Annotated in this window: 18 protein-coding genes; 13 read left to right on the top strand and 5 right to left on the bottom strand. The window is 59.3% G+C overall.

Translation table 11 applies throughout. The annotated features are described in order from the left end of the window. Positions 1-158: 158 nt before the first annotated feature. The 7 genes from EJA71_RS13950 (at position 159) to EJA71_RS13920 (ending at position 8,438) form a co-directional block, all read left to right on the top strand. On the top strand, positions 159-1,418 hold the full coding sequence (locus EJA71_RS13950) for an AGE family epimerase/isomerase (protein WP_158957718.1): 1,260 nt from the start codon (positions 159-161) through the stop codon (positions 1,416-1,418). A gap of 118 nt (positions 1,419-1,536) precedes the next feature. After that, on the top strand, positions 1,537-2,838 hold the full coding sequence (locus EJA71_RS13945) for an ABC transporter substrate-binding protein (protein ID WP_158957716.1): 1,302 nt from the start codon (positions 1,537-1,539) through the stop codon (positions 2,836-2,838). A gap of 151 nt (positions 2,839-2,989) precedes the next feature. Then, positions 2,990-3,898 carry a carbohydrate ABC transporter permease gene (locus EJA71_RS13940; RefSeq protein ID WP_008082808.1) on the top strand — a complete coding sequence of 303 codons (909 nt, stop codon included), beginning with the start codon at positions 2,990-2,992 and terminating at the stop codon, positions 3,896-3,898. Beyond that, complete coding sequence (locus EJA71_RS13935; RefSeq protein WP_008082809.1) at positions 3,891-4,736, top strand: carbohydrate ABC transporter permease; 846 nt, start codon at positions 3,891-3,893, stop codon at positions 4,734-4,736. Before EJA71_RS13940 ends, EJA71_RS13935 begins: the two co-directional genes overlap by 8 nt. 2 nt (positions 4,737-4,738) lie before the next feature. Then, positions 4,739-5,899 carry an ABC transporter ATP-binding protein gene (locus EJA71_RS13930; protein WP_158957714.1) on the top strand — a complete coding sequence of 387 codons (1,161 nt, stop codon included), beginning with the start codon at positions 4,739-4,741 and terminating at the stop codon, positions 5,897-5,899. 221 nt (positions 5,900-6,120) lie between these two features. Then, entirely contained in the window at positions 6,121-7,470 is a 1,350-nt protein-coding gene (locus tag EJA71_RS13925; RefSeq protein ID WP_158957712.1) for a carbohydrate porin, read from the top strand. Between the two features lie 113 nt (positions 7,471-7,583). After that, a complete protein-coding gene (locus EJA71_RS13920; protein WP_007917868.1) occupies positions 7,584-8,438 on the top strand; it encodes a D-hexose-6-phosphate mutarotase in 855 nt (284 codons plus the stop codon). A 125-nt stretch (positions 8,439-8,563) separates the two neighbouring features. Here EJA71_RS13920 and EJA71_RS13915 read toward each other — a convergent pair whose 3' ends face one another. Then, entirely contained in the window at positions 8,564-9,424 is an 861-nt protein-coding gene (locus EJA71_RS13915) for a MurR/RpiR family transcriptional regulator (RefSeq protein ID WP_171057240.1), read from the bottom strand. 226 nt (positions 9,425-9,650) lie between these two features. Between EJA71_RS13915 and zwf the strand changes: the two genes are divergently transcribed. The 4 genes from zwf to EJA71_RS13895 all read left to right on the top strand — a co-directional run bounded on the left by zwf (position 9,651) and on the right by EJA71_RS13895 (position 13,398). Continuing rightward, positions 9,651-11,117 carry a glucose-6-phosphate dehydrogenase gene (gene zwf / locus EJA71_RS13910; protein WP_158957710.1) on the top strand — a complete coding sequence of 489 codons (1,467 nt, stop codon included), beginning with the start codon at positions 9,651-9,653 and terminating at the stop codon, positions 11,115-11,117. Beyond that, on the top strand, positions 11,104-11,817 hold the full coding sequence (gene pgl / locus EJA71_RS13905) for a 6-phosphogluconolactonase (protein WP_158957708.1): 714 nt from the start codon (positions 11,104-11,106) through the stop codon (positions 11,815-11,817). Before zwf ends, pgl begins: the two co-directional genes overlap by 14 nt. A gap of 17 nt (positions 11,818-11,834) precedes the next feature. Beyond that, positions 11,835-12,500, top strand: a complete 666-nt coding sequence (locus EJA71_RS13900; protein ID WP_016773539.1) for a bifunctional 4-hydroxy-2-oxoglutarate aldolase/2-dehydro-3-deoxy-phosphogluconate aldolase — start codon at positions 11,835-11,837, stop codon at positions 12,498-12,500. A gap of 172 nt (positions 12,501-12,672) precedes the next feature. Continuing rightward, a complete protein-coding gene (locus tag EJA71_RS13895) occupies positions 12,673-13,398 on the top strand; it encodes an intradiol ring-cleavage dioxygenase (RefSeq protein ID WP_158957706.1) in 726 nt (241 codons plus the stop codon). A 5-nt stretch (positions 13,399-13,403) separates the two neighbouring features. On the opposite strand, the gene EJA71_RS13890 is transcribed toward EJA71_RS13895, so the two are convergent. Together EJA71_RS13890 and EJA71_RS13885 are read right to left on the bottom strand one after the other, a co-directional pair. After that, positions 13,404-14,585: an aminotransferase class V-fold PLP-dependent enzyme gene (locus EJA71_RS13890; RefSeq protein WP_158957704.1), complete on the bottom strand. Its 1,182-nt coding sequence runs from the start codon at positions 14,583-14,585 to the stop codon at positions 13,404-13,406. Positions 14,586-14,614: 29 nt separating this feature from the next. Beyond that, positions 14,615-14,851, bottom strand: a complete 237-nt coding sequence (locus tag EJA71_RS13885; protein WP_003227425.1) for a DUF3820 family protein — start codon at positions 14,849-14,851, stop codon at positions 14,615-14,617. Positions 14,852-15,057: 206 nt separating this feature from the next. Between EJA71_RS13885 and EJA71_RS13880 the strand changes: the two genes are divergently transcribed. Beyond that, positions 15,058-15,525: a PA2169 family four-helix-bundle protein gene (locus EJA71_RS13880; RefSeq protein WP_064391705.1), complete on the top strand. Its 468-nt coding sequence runs from the start codon at positions 15,058-15,060 to the stop codon at positions 15,523-15,525. Positions 15,526-15,665: 140 nt separating this feature from the next. On the opposite strand, the gene EJA71_RS13875 is transcribed toward EJA71_RS13880, so the two are convergent. Continuing rightward, positions 15,666-16,136, bottom strand: a complete 471-nt coding sequence (locus EJA71_RS13875) for a MaoC family dehydratase (protein WP_003227420.1) — start codon at positions 16,134-16,136, stop codon at positions 15,666-15,668. 42 nt (positions 16,137-16,178) lie between these two features. Then, entirely contained in the window at positions 16,179-17,060 is an 882-nt protein-coding gene (locus tag EJA71_RS13870; RefSeq protein WP_371925679.1) for a lysophospholipase, read from the bottom strand. Positions 17,061-17,324: 264 nt separating this feature from the next. Between EJA71_RS13870 and fadD2 the strand changes: the two genes are divergently transcribed. Further along, positions 17,325-19,013, top strand: a complete 1,689-nt coding sequence (gene fadD2, locus EJA71_RS13865; protein ID WP_158957702.1) for a long-chain-fatty-acid--CoA ligase FadD2 — start codon at positions 17,325-17,327, stop codon at positions 19,011-19,013. The last annotated feature ends 68 nt before the right edge of the window (positions 19,014-19,081 follow it).

Raw genomic sequence — 19,081 nt, 5'->3', positions numbered from 1 at the left:
CTACACCGATCCCTGTAGGAGCTGCCGAAGGCTGCGATCTTTTGACTTTGCTTTTCTAATGTCACTGCTCAGTGACAAAACCCGCCCCCTTCGTTACAAGCCCACCCCGGCCCGTTGTTTAGACTCCCCGCAGTCATAACAACAAAAAAAGGCCACCCATGGATCTTTTCCACCCAGGCTTCAGCAGTTGGCTGAACGCTCCTGCCCACCAGCAATGGCTCGCCGCCGAAGGCCTGCGTCTGCTGGATTTCGCCAAGGCATCAAAACTCCCGCAAGGTTTCGGCAATCTCGACGAACGCGGCCGTCTGCCAGCGAACGCGCAAGCCGAAACCATGAACACCGCGCGCATGACCCACAGCTTCGCCATGGCGCACATTCAGGGCTTGCCGGGTTTCGCCGAGCTGGTCGATCACGGCATCGCTGCCCTGCGCGGGCCGTTGCGTGATGCGCTGCACGGCGGCTGGTTCGCAGTGGCCGAACACCGCGACGACAACACCGGCAAGAACGCCTATCTGCACGCCTTTGTCGCGCTGGCCGCCAGTTCCGCCGTGGTCGCCAAACGTCCCGGCGCGCAAGCGTTGCTCGATGACGCGATCGACATCATCGACACCTGGTTCTGGAGCGAAGAAGAGGGTGCCATGCGCGAATTCTTCAATCGCGACTGGAGCGAAGAAGAAGCCTATCGCGGCGCCAACAGCAACATGCACGCGACCGAAGCATTCCTCGCGCTCGCCGATGTCACCGAAGATCCACGCTGGCTGCTGCGCGCGCAACGCATCGTCGAACGGGTGATCCACGGTCACGCTGCCGCCAACGGTTACATGGTCATCGAACACTTCGACCGCGACTGGCAACCGCTGCGCGAATACAATCACGACAATCCTGCCGACGGCTTCCGTCCTTACGGCACCACGCCAGGCCACGGTTTCGAGTGGGCGCGGCTGTTGCTGCACCTCGAAGCCGCGCGAGTACAGGCCGGCATGCTTACGCCGGGCTGGCTCGCCACCGACGCGCAGAAACTCTTCGAGCACAACTGCCGCAACGGCTGGAACGTCGATGGTTTGCCGGGCATCGTCTATACCCTCGACTGGCACAACCAAGCCGTCGTCCGTCATCGCTTGCACTGGACGCACGCCGAGGCCAGCGCCGCTGCCAGCGCCTTGCTCAAACGCACCGGCGATGCGCAATACGAAACCTGGTACCGGCTGTTCTGGGAATTCTGCGAAGCGAATTTCATCGACCGTTGCGATGGCAGTTGGCACCACGAACTCAATCCGCAAAACATTCCAAGCGCCGATATCTGGCCGGGCAAACCCGATCTGTATCATGCCTGGCAAGCCGTACTGATCCCTCGTCTACCCTTGTCGCCGAGTATGGCAACGGCTTTGGCGCAGTTGTCTCAGCGTTCTCCTGTGTAACCATGCGGTGACATTCGCGCGTCCCTTCGTTACCTGCGAAGGGAAACGTCCTGTTTAAACTCCTGTGCAGCGCAAGCACCAGACTTGCATGCATAACAACAAGAAAGGTACATCTCAGATGAATGCGATTTCTCGCCTCGCTACTGTCATTTCTGTCGCCTCCCTGTTCCCGCTCGCAATTCTGCCTCTCAGTGTTTCCGCTGCCGAATCCAAAGGTTCGGTCGAAGTCGTGCACTGGTGGACGTCCGGTGGCGAAAAAGCCGCCGTTGACGTGCTCAAGGCCCAAGTCGAAAAAGACGGTTTCACCTGGAAAGACGGCGCTGTCGCCGGCGGTGGCGGTGCGACTGCCATGACCGTGCTGAAAAGCCGCGCAGTCGCCGGCAACCCGCCTGGCGTTGCCCAGATCAAAGGCCCGGACATCCAGGAGTGGGCATCCACTGGCCTGCTCGACACCGACGTTTTGAAAGACGTCGCCAAGTCGGAAAAGTGGGACAGCCTGCTCGACAAGAAAGTCTCCGATACCGTGAAGTACGACGGTGATTACGTGGCCGTACCGGTGAACATCCACCGCGTGAACTGGCTGTGGATCAACCCGGAAGTGTTCAAGAAAGCCGGTATCGAAAAAGCCCCGACCACCCTCGAAGAATTCTATGCCGCCGGCGACAAGCTGAAAGCAGCGGGCTTCATCCCGTTGGCCCACGGCGGTCAGCCTTGGCAGGACAGCACCGTGTTCGAAGCCGTTGTGCTGTCGGTCATGGGTGTTGATGGCTACAAGAAAGCCCTGGTCGATCTGGACAACAAAGCACTGACCGGCCCGGAAATGGTCAAGGCGCTGACCGAGCTGAAGAAAGTGGCGACCTACATGGACGCTGACGGCAAAGGCCAGGACTGGAACCTGGAAGCGGCCAAAGTCATCAACGGCAAGGCCGGCATGCAGATCATGGGCGACTGGGCCAAGTCCGAATGGACTGCCGCGAAGAAAATCGCCGGCAAGGATTACCAGTGCGTCGCCTTCCCGGGCACCGACAAGGCGTTCACCTACAACATCGACTCGCTGGCCGTGTTCAAGCAGAAGGACGCAGGCACTGCGGCCGGTCAGCAAGACATCGCCAAAGTCGTGCTGGGTGAAAACTTCCAGAAAGTCTTCAGCATCAACAAAGGCTCGATCCCGGTTCGCAACGACATGTTGAACAACATGGAATCGCTGGGCTTCGACTCCTGCGCACAGACCGCTGCCAAAGACTTCCTGGCTGATGCCAAGTCTGGCGGCCTGCAACCAAGCATGGCGCACAACATGGCGACCACGCTGGCCGTGCAAGGCGCGTTCTTTGATGTCGTGACCAACTACATCAACGACCCGAAAGCCGACCCGGCCGATGCTGCGAAGAAACTCGGCGCAGCGGTGCAGTCAGCCAAGTAATCCTTGGCCCCTGTAGGAGTGAGCCTGCTCGCGATAGCAATTTGGTCAGGTAATAGATTCATCAACTGACACAGCGCAATCGCGAGCAGGCTCACTCCTACAAGGGGACGAGTTGTCCAAGTAGTTCTTTTCTCTCGTACTGGATTTCCCCATGAGTTCTGTTGCTGTGTTCAGCAAGGCCTCGCCGTTCGATGCATTGCAGCGTTGGCTACCGAAGCTGGTGCTGGCGCCGAGCATGTTCATCGTGCTGGTGGGCTTCTATGGCTACATCCTGTGGACGTTCGTGCTGTCGTTCACCACCTCGACCTTCCTGCCCAACTACAAGTGGGCCGGTCTGGCGCAATATGCGCGGTTGTTCGACAACGACCGCTGGTGGGTCGCGAGCAAAAACCTCGCGGTGTTCGGCGGCATGTTCATCGGCATCACGTTGGTGATCGGCGTGTTGCTGGCGGTGTTCCTCGACCAGCGCATCCGTCGCGAAGGCTTTATCCGCACCATTTACCTATACCCGATGGCGCTCTCGATGATCGTGACCGGTACGGCGTGGAAATGGCTGCTCAACCCGGGCATGGGCCTGGACAAATTGTTGCGTGACTGGGGCTGGGAAGGCTTCCGTCTCGACTGGCTGATCGACCCCGATCGCGTGGTCTACTGCCTGGTGATTGCCGCTGTCTGGCAAGCCTCGGGCTTCATCATGGCGATGTTCCTCGCCGGCCTGCGTGGCGTTGATCAATCGATCATCCGTGCCGCGCAGATCGATGGCGCGAGCATGCCGATGATCTACTGGAAAGTGGTGCTGCCAAGCCTGCGTCCGGTGTTCTTCAGTGCGGTGATGATCCTGGCGCACATTGCGATCAAGAGCTTCGACCTGGTCGCGGCGATGACGGCCGGTGGTCCGGGTTATTCCTCTGACCTGCCAGCAATGTTCATGTATTCCTTCACCTTCAGTCGCGGCCAGATGGGCATGGGCTCGGCCAGTGCGATTCTGATGCTCGGTGCGATCCTCGCGATCATCGTGCCTTACCTGTATTCCGAGCTGAGGACCAAGCGCAATGACTAGTCTCGCTGCCAAACCTGCTATCAGCCTGAGTCGCATCGCGATCTACGCGGTGCTGATTTTCGCGGTGTTCCTGTATCTGGTGCCGCTGGTGGTGATGTTGCTGACCAGCTTCAAGACCCCGGAAGACATCAGCACCGGCAACCTGCTGAGCTGGCCGACCGTGGTCAGCGGCATCGGCTGGGTCAAGGCCTGGGCGACGGTTGACGGTTACTTCTGGAACTCGATCAAGATCACCGTTCCGGCCGTGATCATCTCTACCGGCATCGGCGCGTTGAACGGTTATGTGCTGTCGTTCTGGCGCTTTCGCGGTTCGCAATTGTTCTTCGGTCTGCTGCTGTTCGGCTGCTTCCTGCCGTTCCAGACCGTGCTGCTGCCGGCCTCGTTCACCCTCGGCAAGATGGGCCTGGCGAGCACCACTACCGGTTTGGTGTTTATCCACGTGGTTTACGGTCTGGCGTTCACCACGCTGTTCTTCCGTAACTACTACGTGAGCATTCCGGACGCGCTGGTGAAAGCTGCACGACTGGATGGCGCGGGTTTCTTCACGATCTTCCGCCGGATCATTCTGCCGATGTCGACGCCGATCATCATGGTCTGCCTGATCTGGCAGTTCACTCAGATCTGGAACGACTTCCTGTTCGGTGTGGTGTTCTCCAGCGGTGATTCGCAACCGATCACGGTGGCGCTGAACAACCTGGTCAACACCAGCACTGGGGCCAAGGAATACAACGTTGATATGGCAGCGGCGATGATCGCCGGCCTGCCGACCCTGCTGGTCTATGTGGTCGCAGGCAAGTATTTCGTGCGCGGGCTGACGGCCGGCGCAGTCAAGGGGTAATCATGGCAACGCTCGAACTTCGCAACGTAAACAAGACCTACGGTGCCGGCCTGCCGGACACCCTGAAGAACATCGAACTGTCGATCAAGGACGGTGAGTTCCTGATCCTCGTCGGCCCATCGGGCTGCGGCAAATCGACCTTGATGAACTGCATCGCCGGCCTGGAAACCATCACCGGCGGCGCGATCATGATCGGTGATCAAGACGTCAGCGGCATGAGCCCGAAGGATCGCGACATCGCCATGGTGTTCCAGTCCTACGCGCTGTACCCGACCATGAGCGTGCGCGAGAACATCGAGTTCGGACTGAAGATTCGCAAGATGCCTCAAGCGGCGATCGACGAAGAAGTCGCGCGCGTGGCCAAGCTGCTGCAGATCGAACACCTGCTGAACCGTAAACCGGGTCAGCTCTCCGGTGGTCAGCAACAGCGCGTGGCGATGGGTCGTGCTTTGGCACGTCGTCCGAAGATCTATCTGTTCGACGAACCGCTGTCCAACCTCGACGCCAAGCTGCGTGTCGAGATGCGCACCGAAATGAAACTGATGCACCAGCGCCTGAAAACCACCACGGTCTACGTGACCCACGACCAGATCGAAGCGATGACGCTGGGCGACAAGGTGGCGGTGATGAAGGACGGCATCATTCAGCAGTTCGGCACACCGAAAGACATCTACAACAACCCGGCCAACCTGTTCGTGGCGAGCTTCATCGGTTCGCCGCCGATGAACTTCATTCCGCTGCGTCTGCAACGCAAGGACGGTCGTCTGCTGGCGCTGCTCGACAGTGGCCAGGCCCGTTGCGAGTTGCCGATGAGCATGCAGGACGCCGGTCTCGAAGATCGCGAAGTGATCCTCGGTCTGCGCCCGGAACAAATCGTGTTGGCCAACGGCGAAGGCAATGGCTTGCCGAGCATTCGTGCCGAAGTGCAAGTGACCGAGCCGACCGGTCCGGACACCCTGGTGTTCGTCAATCTGAACGAAACCAAAGTCTGCTGCCGTCTGGCGCCGGACGTGGCACCGCAGGTGGGCGAGAACCTGACCCTGCAATTCGATCCGTCGAAAGTGTTGTTGTTCGATGCCAAGACTGGCGAGCGCCTGGGCGTTGCGGGCCTGCCACAGACCGATGCGCGGTCTGCGAACGTGGCGCAATTCAAAGGCCGGTAAACAGATAAATGCTGGAATGCAGTCATGTGGGAGCTGGCTTGCCAGCGATGCAGGCAACTCGGTTCACAGTGGAACAGAGTCGATGCCATCGCTGGCAAGCCAGCTCCCACAGGGATTGGATTCCACAAGGAGCACGCGGTGGATTGCCTGTAATCCATCGCACTTTATGTAAACCGCGTTAGATAAAAACAGTTAATAACAATAAAGACGAGGATGTAGGGATGAAAAAGAAACACGTCAATGCCCGGTTGATCTGCCAAGTGTCAGCTGCGGCGGCGTTGGTGCTGGCCGGTAACGCCATGGCGGCGGATGCCTTCAGTTCCGATTCGAAATGGATGACCGGCGACTGGGGTGGCGAGCGTACCAAGCTGATCGAGCAGGGTATCGACATCAAGGCTGACTACGTTGGGGAAGTCGGTGGCAACCTGAACGGTGGCTACAACGACGACAAGACCGCGCGTTACGCTGACCAGTTCGGTCTGGGCGTGGCACTCGATCTGCAAAAGCTGTGGGGCTGGGATAACACCCAGGCAAAAATCCAGCTGACCAACCGTAACGGTTACAACATCTCCAACGACCGCGTTGGCGATCCGCGTGCCGGCACCTTGAGTTCTTCGCAAGAAGTTTACGGCCGTGGCCACATGGTGCGTCTGACCCAGTTGTGGATTCAGCACCAGTTCTTCGACAACAAACTCGACGTCAAGGCCGGTTATTTCGGTGAAGGCGAAGACTTCAACACCTTCCCGTGCGACTTCCAGAACCTGGCGTTCTGCGGTTCCCAAGTGGGTAACTGGGCGACCAACATCTGGTACAACTGGCCCGTCAGCCAGGCCGCAATCCGCGTGAAGTACAACATCAACGACGAGCTCTACGCGCAGATCGGTGCGTACAACCAGAACCCGTCGCAGTTGGAACACGGCAACGGCTTCAAGCTGAGCGGCAGCGGCACCAAAGGTACTGTGTTGCCGGTCGAGCTGGTCTGGTCGCCAAAGGTCAACAGCCTGCCGGGCGAGTACCGTGTCGGTTACTACAAGAGCACGGCTGATGCCGACGACGTTCGCGAAGACGTCAACGGTTTCGACGCCGCCACCACTGGCGACGCCTACAAGTCCCACAGCAGCAAAAGCGGCTACTGGTTCGTGGCGCAACAGCAACTCACCAGCCACAACGGTGATGCTTCTCGCGGTCTGAACATCGCGGCGAACGCCACGTTCCACGACAAAGACACCAACTTCATCGACAACTACCAGTCGGTAATGTTTGTCTACAAAGGCCCGTTCGACGCGCGTCCGAAAGATGACGTCGGTATCGGTGCGGCGCGTATCCACGTCAACGACGACGTGAAGAAAAACGCCGAGCTGCTGAACGCTTCCAACGGTGTGTCGGATTACGACAATCCGGTGTTCTCGCCAATTCGCGAAACCGAATACAACTACGAGATCAACTACGGCTTCCACGTCACCAACTGGCTGACCGTACGTCCTAACCTGCAATACATTACTCATCCGGGCGGTGTGGATGCAGTGGACAACGCATTGGTCGCTGGCCTGAAAATTCAGTCTACGTTCTAACGCGTCTGCGATAAGCTCCTCTCTATGTGCGCATATTTGCGGACAGCCAAGGCTGTCCGCTTTTTTTTGGGGCAAGCGCCGCCCGGTGAAAGTCGAGTTCAGGATCGTGGCAAATGCATGAGCATCCGCTACAACGCTTCTTCAAATCCCTGCGTGAACAACCGGTGTTCGCCTGGGAGCGCTATCAGATGCGTGACGTGTTGGTGATCGATCATCCGCTGTGTCAGGCGGTGTTCAGTCGTCAGGGCGCGCAGTTGCTGCACTTTCAGCCGCGCGGGCAAAAGCCGTGGTTGTGGTGTGCAGCGAAGTGGCCGCATGTCGGCGCGATCCGTGGCGGTGTGCCGGTGTGCTGGCCGTGGTATGGCCGTCATCCGAGCGAAAACGCATGGCCGTCCCATGGCTGGGCGCGCTTGCTTGACTGGAAGTTGCTCGACAGCAGCAGCGCCGAAGACGGCGTGCGCCTGCACTGGCAATTGCAGTTGTGCGACTGGCAGGTCGACCTGCACGCGCACTTGGGCGAACGCATGGAATTACGCCTGAGCACCGAGCATCAGGACGACATGCCGTGCCAGTTGAGCCAGGCTTTGCATGCTTACTGGCGTATTGGCGATGTCGGCGAGATAGCGCTGTCTGGGCTCGAAGGGGCGCAGGGTTATGACCAGTTGAACCGCCAGGTTTGCCAGCAGGAAGGCGAGTTGCGGGTGGATGGCGGCTGTCAGCGGGTGTTCCAGCATGACGGCGAATTGCAGCTCAAGGATCACGCCTGGCAGCGCGAATTGTGCATTGATACCGGTGACAGCGCGGACACGGTGGTCTGGCATCCCGGGGCGCGCCCGTTGTTGGGCGTGACGTGGGATGAGATTTCGGAGTTTGTCTGTGTGGAAGCGGCGGCGGGCGGGACCGACAGTCTGCATCTTGCGCCGGGGGAGAAGGCGCATTTAAGTTTGCAGGCGTGGGCAGCGGCTTGATGATCGTTCCCACGCTCTGCGTGGGAATGCCTCAAGGGACGCTCCGCGTTCCGGCTCCGAAAGGGACGCAGAGCGTCCCGGGCTGCATTCCCACGCAGAGCGTGGGAACGATCAGCCGTCAGAGATCAGTTGAACTCGTCACCCACCGGATACCGGCTGGCATTCAAGCTCTCTTTGATCTTGCGCAGATGCGGCTGGAAATCCACCCCGCGACGCAAGGTCATCCCGGTCGCCAGCACATCCAGCACCGTCAACTGAATGATCCGCGACGTCATCGGCATATAAATGTCGGTGTCTTCCGGCAACGGAATGTTCAGGCTCAAGGTACTCGCCTTGGCTAGCGGCGAATTCTCCGCCGTCAGACCCAGCACCGAAGCGCCGTTCTCGCGAGCGATGCGCGCCACTTCCACCAGTTCACGCGTACGCCCGGTGTAGGAAATGATCACGAACAACTCGCCAGTGTGCGCCACCGACGCAATCATCCGCTGCATCAACACATCGGCATGCGCGGTGACGGCGAGGTTGAAGCGGAAGAATTTGTGTTGCGCATCCAGTGCTACCGGTGCCGAAGCGCCGAGGCCGAAGAAGTGGATCTGTCGCGCCTGAATCAACAGGTCGACGGCGCGGCTGATCAGGTTCGGATCGAGCGCCTGACAGGCGCTGTCCAGCGAGGCAATGGCGCTGCCGAAAATCTTCTGCGTGTACGCTTCGGGATTGTCATCGGCCTCAACCGCGCGGCTGACATACGCCGCGCCGCTGGCCAGGCTCTGCGCCAGTTGCAGCTTGAGTTCGGGATAACCGCTGACACCGAACGAACGGCAGAAACGGTTGACCGTCGGTTCGCTCACCGACGCGGCCTGGGCGAGGGCGGCGATGCTGAAGCGGGTGGCCTGCTGCGGGTTGAGCAGGATCACCTCGGCGACTTTGCGTTCGGCCTTGTTCAGGTCTTCAAGGCGACTCTGGATCTGTTCCAGTAAATTTCGCACGCGGTCCATATGGAATTCCTAATTCACCTGCGCAAAGGTGCGCCGGGCTATGCAAATTGGGCCTTTGATATGGCCCGTAACGGTGGCCTATCCTACTGATGGCTCCGACCGACCACCACTCGGAATCTGTATTTTGCGAAAATGTTGTGGTTATTACTACATTTTCCCTTGAGTGATGCCTTGAAAAAAGGTATTTGTAGCTTAACTTGATAAAAGAACAAACATCATGCCTTCGATTACGGTTGAACCGTGCACCTTTGCCTTGTTCGGCGCGCTTGGCGATCTGGCCCTGCGCAAGCTGTTTCCTGCCCTTTATCACCTTGATGGCGCCGACCTGCTGCACGAGGACACGCGCATCATCGCGCTGGCCCGTGAAGAAGGTTCCGAGCAGCAGCACATGGCGTTTATCGCCGCCGAACTGCGTCGCTATGTGGGCAAAGAACTGGACGAGGCCGTCGCCGAGCGTTTTCTCGCACGCCTGACCTACCTGCACGTCGATTTCCTCAAATCCGAAGATTATGTGGCGCTGGCCGAACTGGCCGGCAGCACGCAACGCATGATTGCCTACTTCGCCACACCGGCCGCGGTGTACGGCGCGATTTGCGAGAACCTGGCAAAAGTCGGTCTGGCAGAAAACACCCGCGTGGTGCTGGAAAAGCCGATCGGCTCCGACCTTGAGTCGTCGCGCAAGGTCAACGACGCGGTGGCGCAATTCTTCCCGGAGAACCGCACCTACCGCATCGACCACTATCTGGGCAAAGAGACCGTTCAGAACCTGATCGCCCTGCGTTTCGCCAACAGCCTGTTCGAAACCCAGTGGAACCAGAATTACATCTCCCACGTGGAAATCACCGTGGCCGAGAAGGTTGGCATCGAAGGCCGTTGGGGCTACTTCGACAAGGCCGGCCAACTGCGCGACATGATCCAGAATCACCTGCTGCAGTTGCTCTGCCTGATCGCCATGGATCCACCGGCCGACCTGTCCGCCGACAGCATCCGTGACGAAAAGGTAAAAGTGCTCAAGGCGCTGGCGCCGATCAGCCCGGAAGGCCTGACCACCCAAGTGGTGCGCGGCCAGTACATCGCTGGTCACAGCGAAGGCAAATCCGTACCGGGTTACCTCGAAGAACCGAATTCCAACACCCAGAGCGACACCGAAACCTTCGTCGCTCTGCGTGCCGACATCCGCAACTGGCGCTGGGCCGGCGTGCCGTTCTACCTGCGCACCGGCAAGCGCATGCCGCAAAAACTGTCGCAGATCGTCATCCACTTCAAGGAACCGTCGCACTACATTTTCGCCCCTGAGCAGCGCTTGCAGATCAGCAACAAACTGATCATCCGCCTGCAACCGGACGAAGGCATTTCCTTGCGCGTGATGACCAAAGAGCAGGGCCTGGACAAAGGCATGCAACTGCGCAGCGGCCCGCTGCAACTGAATTTCTCCGACACCTGGCGTAGCGCGCGGATCCCCGATGCCTACGAGCGGTTGTTGCTGGAAGTGATGAACGGCAATCAGAACCTGTTTGTCCGTAAAGATGAAATCGAAGCCGCGTGGAACTGGTGTGACCAGCTGATCGCCGGGTGGAAAAAATCCGGTGACGCGCCCAAGCCGTATGCGGCCGGGTCGTGGGGGCCGATGAGCTCCATTGCATTGATCACGCGGGACGGGAGGTCGTGGTATGGCGATATCTGATGTGCAACTGCCTGCGGGCGTGAACGCTCACGAATTCAAGAGCCCGGTGCCGTTGGCCGAAGGTCTGGCGCTGAACGTTGCCAAGCAACTGAGCGAGGCCATTGCGGCACGCGGCAACGCTGTGCTGGTGGTCTCTGGCGGACGTAGCCCGGTGGCGTTTTTCCAGTACCTGGCCAAGCAGGAACTGGACTGGTCGAAGGTCGTGGTGACCCTCGCCGACGAGCGCTGGGTACCGGTTGAACACGCCGACAGCAATGCCGGTTTGCTCAAGCAGTACTTGCTCAAAGGTCCGGCGGCGAAAGCGCAGTTCCTCAGCCTTTACAGCGCTGCGGCTAACGTCGAGCAGGCTGCCGAACAGGCTGATCGCTTGCTCGCCGAATTGCCGGCGATTGATGTGCTGGTGCTGGGCATGGGCGATGACGGCCACACCGCGTCGCTGTTCCCCAACAGCCCGAACCTTGCCGAAGCCCTGCAAGCCGATGGCACACGCCGTTGCTGGCCGATGTTGGCACCGAGCGTGCCACGTCAGCGCCTGACCATGAGCCGTGCGCTGCTGGCCTCGGCCAAGCACAAGATTCTGTCGATTTCCGGTCAGTCGAAGCTGACCACCCTGAATGCCGCGCTGGCATCCGATGACGTCGCCGCCATGCCGGTGCGCGCGTTTCTGCAACCTACGTTAGAGATTTACTGGTGCCCATGAGCCAAGGAACAGCCGCTATGACAACCCCATCCCCGACCGTTTCCATGGCGGACAAAGTTGCCCTGATCGACAGCCTCTGCGCCAAGGCGCGGATCCTGCCGGTGATCACCATCGCTCGCGAACAGGACGTGCTGCCACTGGCCGACGCCCTGGCTGCCGGTGGTCTGACTGCGCTGGAAGTGACCCTGCGTTCGCAGTTCGGCCTCAAAGCCATTCAGATCCTGCGCGAGCAGCGTCCGGAATTGATGACCGGTGCCGGCACCGTGCTCGATCGCAACATGCTCGCGGCTGCCGAAGCGGCCGGCTCGCAATTCATTGTCACCCCGGGCATCACCCGTGACCTGCTCGAAGCCAGCGTCGACAGCCCGATTCCGCTGTTGCCGGGCATCAGCAACGCCTCCGGCATCATGGAAGGCTACGGCCTGGGTTATCGCCGCTTCAAGCTGTTCCCGGCTGAAGTCAGCGGTGGCGTGGCGGCAATCAAAGCCCTCGGCGGCCCGTTCGGCGAAGTGAAATTCTGCCCGACTGGCGGCGTTGGCCCGGCCAACATCAAGAGCTACATGGCGCTGAAAAACGTCATGTGCGTGGGCGGTAGCTGGATGCTTGATCCGGAGTGGATCAAGAACGGCGACTGGGCCCGCATTCAGGAATGCACCGCCGAGGCGTTGGCGCTGCTGGACTGATTGTTACCAAACACTTCGTTGTGTGTTCTACGGCTTTACGGTGCGCTTGGTCGGTGCACCGTTTTTTTTTGCCCGGAAAAAACTGCCGGGACATCAAGCGATACATAGTTACCGCACACAGGTTTTTGCCTGGCGCTAATCTGCGTTCATCTTATGGAAGAGAGAACGTGTCATGGAACGAGATCCCGCAACACCGGCGCCGCAAACGGTGTATCAACTGGCCCCCGAGCAAATCGCCGGGCCGTATTTCCGTAATCCCAAACTGTTGCGCCGCAACATCAGTGAAGGGGCAGAGGGCTTGCCGCTGCTGTTGCGTCTGACCATCGTCGACGCCATGACCGGTGAGCCGGTGAATGGCGCGCTGGTGGATATCTGGCATTGCAATGCGCGTGGCGCCTATTCGGGATGGAGCCGGATCAATCCGGATGTGGCGGTCGACGCCGGCGACATAGGTTCGATCCCGCGCACCGACGATCACACCTACCTGCGTGGCAGCCAGTTCTGTGACCATTTGGGCCGAGTGCGATTTACCACGATCTATCCGGGCTTCTACGCCGGACGGGCCCTGCACATTCACGTGGCCGTGCGTATCGTCGCCGGCACCGAATACCTGGAGGAACGCAATGTGGCCTGGGTCGGCCAATTGTATTTTCCCGAGGTGGTGTCCCGTGCGGTGCTCAACGCCAAGGCCTATCGCGGTCGATGCTCAACACCGCTGGACAACCATGAAGACGAGTTCTACGCCGGCATGGCCGGGGAAAACTCGACCCTGACGGTCTGGCCCATCAGTCGTGACTGTCACGAGGACGGCTTCTTCGGCCACCTGACCATCGGCATCGACACCTTTGCGGTGTCGTCGCAGATCAAACCCGAGGACTTTGACAAGTACACCGTCTAAGCGATTCAGCGCAGCTCGTTCAACGCGCGTATCAGCAATTGCATGTCGCCTGCGGTGGTGGTGAGCCCAGGCGTGATGCGAATGCACGGCCCGCACGCGGCACCGCTGCGCACCATGGTGAACAGGTTGAAGTCGTTGAGCAGGCGCTCAGCCATGGCTTGCTGATCATCGTGACGAGTGAAGCGCAGGGCGCTGATACCGCAAGACAGGCGAACATCATCGGGCGTCATCACCTCGATGCCGGGCAAGTGGCGTACGGCGTTGACCCACAGGCTACGCAGGTAATTGAGGCGCGCGCCTTTTGCAGCGGCGCCGCCGAGCGAGCGGTGCTCTTCGAACACCAGCGGCAGGGTCATCAGTGCCGGAATGTTCGGCGTGCTGTAGGACGTGCGGGCGCGGATGTCGTTGACCGGATAATGCATTTCGCCCATGTCCGGATCGATGTCGGCCAGACGTTGCGGGGCGATATAGAGGAAGCCGAGGGTCAGCGGTGCGCCGATCCATTTGTGCAGGTTGTAGCCGGCGAAAGCGATGCCAAGGGCTTCGAGGTCGAATTCGAGCTGGCCGAGGGCATGAGCGCCGTCGAGAATGATGTCGACGCCATGCTCCTTGGCCAGCGTAGCGATGGCCTGCACTGGCATCACCAGACCGGTGCGATGGGTGACATGGGTCAGGGCCATCAGTTTCAGTTTCGGATGGCGGATAAAGGTTTCGCGGTAAGTTTCCAGCAGGCTGTCAAAACTCGCCGGGTGCGTGTGGGCAATTTCGATGACTTCAGCGCCGCGATGTCGGGCCAGCCAGCGCATGGCGCCCTTGACCGTGTCGTACTCCAGATCGCTGATCAACACCTGATCGCCCGGTTGCAGGCGGTTGTAATTGCGGATCAGCGACTGCAGGCCTTCGGTGGCGTTACGGGTAAACGCCACGCTCTGTGCACGCACACCGATCAACTCGGCCAGTTGCGCGCGGATGTCGAGATTATCGTGCTGCTCGAAACGTTGGCGCACGTACACCGAGTTGCTGGTGTTGATCAGCTCGATGTTGCGCTGGTATTCCTCGATCACGGTGCGCGACATTCGGCCGAAGTAACCGTTTTCCAGGTTCACGGGGCCGGGTTGAACCTCGTAGCGGTCGGCGAACGTCTGCCAGAACGCTTCGTCACGGGCGCGGCGGGTGTTATCGGGCATGGTCGGCAAGCTCTGGGGAGGAGGGCGCTTCAGTGGCGCGGGGCGGGTTTGCCATGTTTGGCGCGCAGCGGTTCGAGCAAGTCCGAGAGGCCGTTGTGGTCGATCTCCTGCATCAACGCGAGCAGGCCACCGAGTTCGCCATGGGGAAAACCTTCGCGGGCGAACCAGTTCAGGTAAGGCCCTGGCAGGTCGGCAATGATCCGGCCCTTGTATTTGCCGAAGGGCATTTCGCGGGTGATCAGCAGTTCGAGTTTTTCGGGATTCATTGCGGCTTTTCGTCTGGCTTCAAATCAAACTGGAAAATACAGGCATTCTGCATGCAGGCCAAATGACAGATCATGCAAATAACCGCGATACAGATAGTTCATTTATATTTATCTTGTTGATTTATAACGATAAATATCTTTCAAAAAAACTGGCACGCACACTGCAATATCCCTTGCATCTTCCACCGATCGCAAGGAATTGAAAAATGACCGACATGAATAAAGAAGCCATCTCTGTACTCAATGACCTGATTGAAACCTGCAAGGACGGTCAGGAAGGGTTCAAGACTTGCGCCGAAGACATCAAGCACCCAGAACTGAAAACCCTGTTCGTGACTCGCTCTGCCGATTGCGCCACCGCTGCAGCTGAGCTGCAAGCAGAAGTTCGCAAACTGGGTGGCGATCCGGAAACCTCTACCAGCGTCAGCGGTGACCTGCACCGTCGTTGGGTCGACGTCAAAGCCATGTTCACCGGCAAAGACGAAGAGGCTGTGCTGAACGAAGCCGAGCGCGGTGAAGACCACGCCCTGAAGGCTTATCGTGAAGCCATCGAGAAGATCAACAAGCACAACCTGGTTGGCATTCGTGATCTGGTTGAACGCCAGTACCACGGCGTACAACGCAACCATGACCAAGTGAAAGCGCTGCGTAACCAGGCTCGCGCACGCTCGTAAGCGAACGTCAGTAAGAAAAAACGCCAGCTAGTCTGGCGTTTTTTTGTGTGTGTTTTAAAAGCAAAAGATCGCAGCCTGCGGCAGCTCCTACAGTGAACGCATTCCCCTGTAGGAGCTGCCGAAGGCTGCGATGTTTTAAATCAGCCGATGCTGATGGCCGGCAACGTCGGCAGGGTGACAGTCTGCTGCTTGCGCGGCGCCAGAATTTCCGCCTCACCATCTACCACCAACTCATCACGCTGGTTGAACACGCGAGTGGCGATGCGCACGCGAAACTTCGGCAGCTTCTCGAGAATCTCCAGACGCACAGTCAACGTGTCACCGATCTTCACCGGTTTCTGAAAGCTCATCTGCTGGCCGATATAGATAGTGCCCGGCCCAGGCAATTCGCAGGCAACGGCAGCACTGATCAGCGCGCCACTGAACATACCGTGGGCGATACGCTCCTTGAACATGCTCGCGGCGGCAAATTCGGCGTCCAGGTGCACTGGGTTGTGGTCGCCGGACATGGCGGCGAACAGTTGAATGTCACGCTCTTCGACAGTCTTGCTGTAGCTGGCGGTCTGGCCGACTTCGAGGGCTTCGTAAGGGATGTTGGTAACCTGGGTCATCGATCTTGATTCCTGTGACGGATTAAATGAATCCACAAAAAATTATTCGCTGCGCTGCGGGCGCGGATGGCTCAGGGCCTGGTCAATCCAGGCCAGCACATCGGCGATCACTTCATCGCGATTGGTTTCGTTGAACAATTCGTGCCGCGCCTGCGGGTAGATCTTCAATTGCAGGTTTTGGCTGCCGGCCGTGCGCAGGGCGTTGGCCAGATCTGTCAGACGCTTGCCCTCACTCACCGGATCACATTCACCGCCGATCACCAGCAGCGGCAGGCCCGGGTCGATCTGCGCGAGATTGGACGCTTTGCTGATCTGCTGCAAGCCGCCGAGCAGGTCGATCCACAGCTGATTGGTGCAGCGAAAGCCGCACAGCGGGTCGTTGGCGTATTTGTCGACTTCGACGGGATCGCGGCTCAGCCAGTCGAACGGCGTGCGCACCGGTTTGAATTTGTTGTTGAACGAGCCGAACGACAACCACTCGATCAACGCGCTGCGACCCTTGCCGCCCTGACGCAGTTTTTCCACGCGAGCGATCTGCCGCGCGGCGCCATACAGGGCCACCGGCTGGAAGTTCGAGCCACTGAGAATCGCCCCGGTCAGGCTGGCGCTGTGGTGCAGTAAATAGGCCTGGGCAAGATAGCTGCCCATGCTGTGGCCAAGCAGGATGATCGGCACGCCGGGATGTTGCTGGCCGATGTGCTGATTGAGGCTGGCCAGATCGCCAAGGACTTTGCACCAACCGTCATCATCGGCGAAATGGCCGAGGGTGCCCTGATCGGCAGTTTTGCCATGTCCACGCAGATCCGGGGCATACACGCCATATCCTTTGTCGCAAAACGTGTCGGCCAAACGGGCATAACGACCGCTGTGTTCGGCCATGCCGTGGGCCAGCAGGACCACCGCTTTCAACGGCGCGGCGGGCAGTCATTGGTTGACGAACAGGCGGCTGCGGTCACTCGCGTCCAGCCATAGGGTGTCGTGGATCATGGCGATTCCTTTGCTCTGAGTCGGATCATTGTATAGCGCGTCTGATCAGCCCACGCCACGGCAGGAAGATTCACACGATCAATGACGGCTTTTGCCATATTTGCCTCAATGGCCATAGCTGCTAGTGTCCGTGAAGCTCCGCTTTTTCAGAAATGACAGAAAGCGGCTCCCGGATCGGCTCAGGTAAAGAGGACAAGAACAATGCAACCTGATTTCTGGAACGACAAACGCCCGGCCGGCGTACCGCTCGACATCGACATGGGGGAGTTCAAGTCGGTGATCGAGGTGTTCGAGCGTTCCTGCAAGAAGTTCGCGGATCGCCCGGCGTTCAGCAACATGGGCATCACGCTGACCTACGCCGAACTTGAGCGCCAGAGCGCCGCGTTCGCCGGTTACCTGCAGGCGCATACCGATCTGGTGCCGGGTGATCGCATCGCGGTGCAGATGCCCAACGTTCTGCATTACCCGATTGCCGTGTTCGGTGCGTTGCGCGCCGGGCTGATCGTGGTCAACACCAACCCGCTGTACACCGCGCGGGAGATGCGTCACCAGTTCAAGGATTCCGGTGCACGTGCGCTGGTGTACCTGAACATGTTCGGGCAGAAAGTCCAGGAAGTGCTGCCCGACACCGACATCCAATACCTGATCGAAGCGAAGATGGGCGACCTGATGCCCACCGCCAAAGGCTGGCTGGTCAACACCGTGGTCAGCAAAGTGAAGAAAATGGTCCCGGAGTATTCGCTGCCGCAGGCCATCTCGTTCAAGAGTGCGCTGCGCATGGGCCGGGGCCTGGGCATCAAGCCGCTGAAGGTCAGCCTCGACGACATCGCCGTGCTGCAGTACACCGGCGGCACCACCGGGCTGGCCAAGGGCGCGATGCTGACCCACGGCAATCTGGTGGCGAACATGCAGCAAGTGCGTGCCTGTCTGGCGCAGCTCGGGCCGGACGGTCAGCCGCTGCTGCGCGAAGGTCAGGAAGTGATGGTCGCGCCACTGCCGCTGTACCACATCTATGCCTTCACCGCGAATTGCATGTGCATGATGGTCTCCGGCAACCACAACGTGCTGATCACCAACCCGCGCGACATTGCCGGGTTCATCAAGGAACTGAAAAACTGGCGCTTCTCGGCTCTGCTGGGTTTGAACACCTTGTTCGTCGCACTGATGGAGCACCCGGATTTCAAGACCCTGGATTTCTCCAGCCTGAAGCTCACCAACTCCGGCGGCACCGCGCTGGTCAAGGCCACCGCCGAGCGTTGGGAGCAGATGACCGGTTGCCGCATCACCGAAGGTTACGGCCTGACCGAAACCTCGCCGGTGGCCTGCACCAACCCGTATGGTGATCAATCGCGCCTCGGCACGGTAGGCCTGCCGGTGCCGGGCACATTGCTCAAAGTCATCAATGATGAAGGCGTCGAGCAACCAATGGGTGAGCGCGGCGAACTGTGCATAAAAGGCCCGCAGATCATGAAAGGCTACTGGCACAAACCGGAGGCCACCGTTGAAGTGCTGGATGCCGAGGGCTGGTTCAAGTCCGGCGACATTGCGGTGATCGATCCGGACGGTTTCGTGCGCATCGTCGATCGCAAGAAGGACATGATCATCGTCTCCGGTTTCAACGTGTACCCGAACGAGATCGAAGACGTGGTCATGGCCCACCCGAAAGTCGCCAACTGCGCGGTGATCGGCGTACCGGACGAACGCTCGGGCGAGGCGGTGAAGCTGTTCGTGGTGGCGCGGGAAACCGGGGTCAGCCTTGAAGAGCTGAAGGCCTACTGCAAAGAGAATTTCACCGCGTACAAAGTGCCAAAGCACATCGTGTTGCGCGAGTCGCTGCCGATGACGCCGGTCGGGAAGATTCTGCGCCGTGAATTGCGCGATATCGCTTAACGCTTGAAAACGAAAAGATCGCAGCCTGCGGCAGCTCCTACAGGGAACGCATTCCCATGTAGGAGCTG

The sequence above is a fragment of the Pseudomonas sp. PB106 genome (genome assembly GCF_009764645.1).
Taxonomy (GTDB): Bacteria; Pseudomonadota; Gammaproteobacteria; order Pseudomonadales; family Pseudomonadaceae; genus Aquipseudomonas.
Note: the sequence above shows the minus strand (reverse complement) of the source record. Positions and strands in the feature narration are given on the sequence as shown.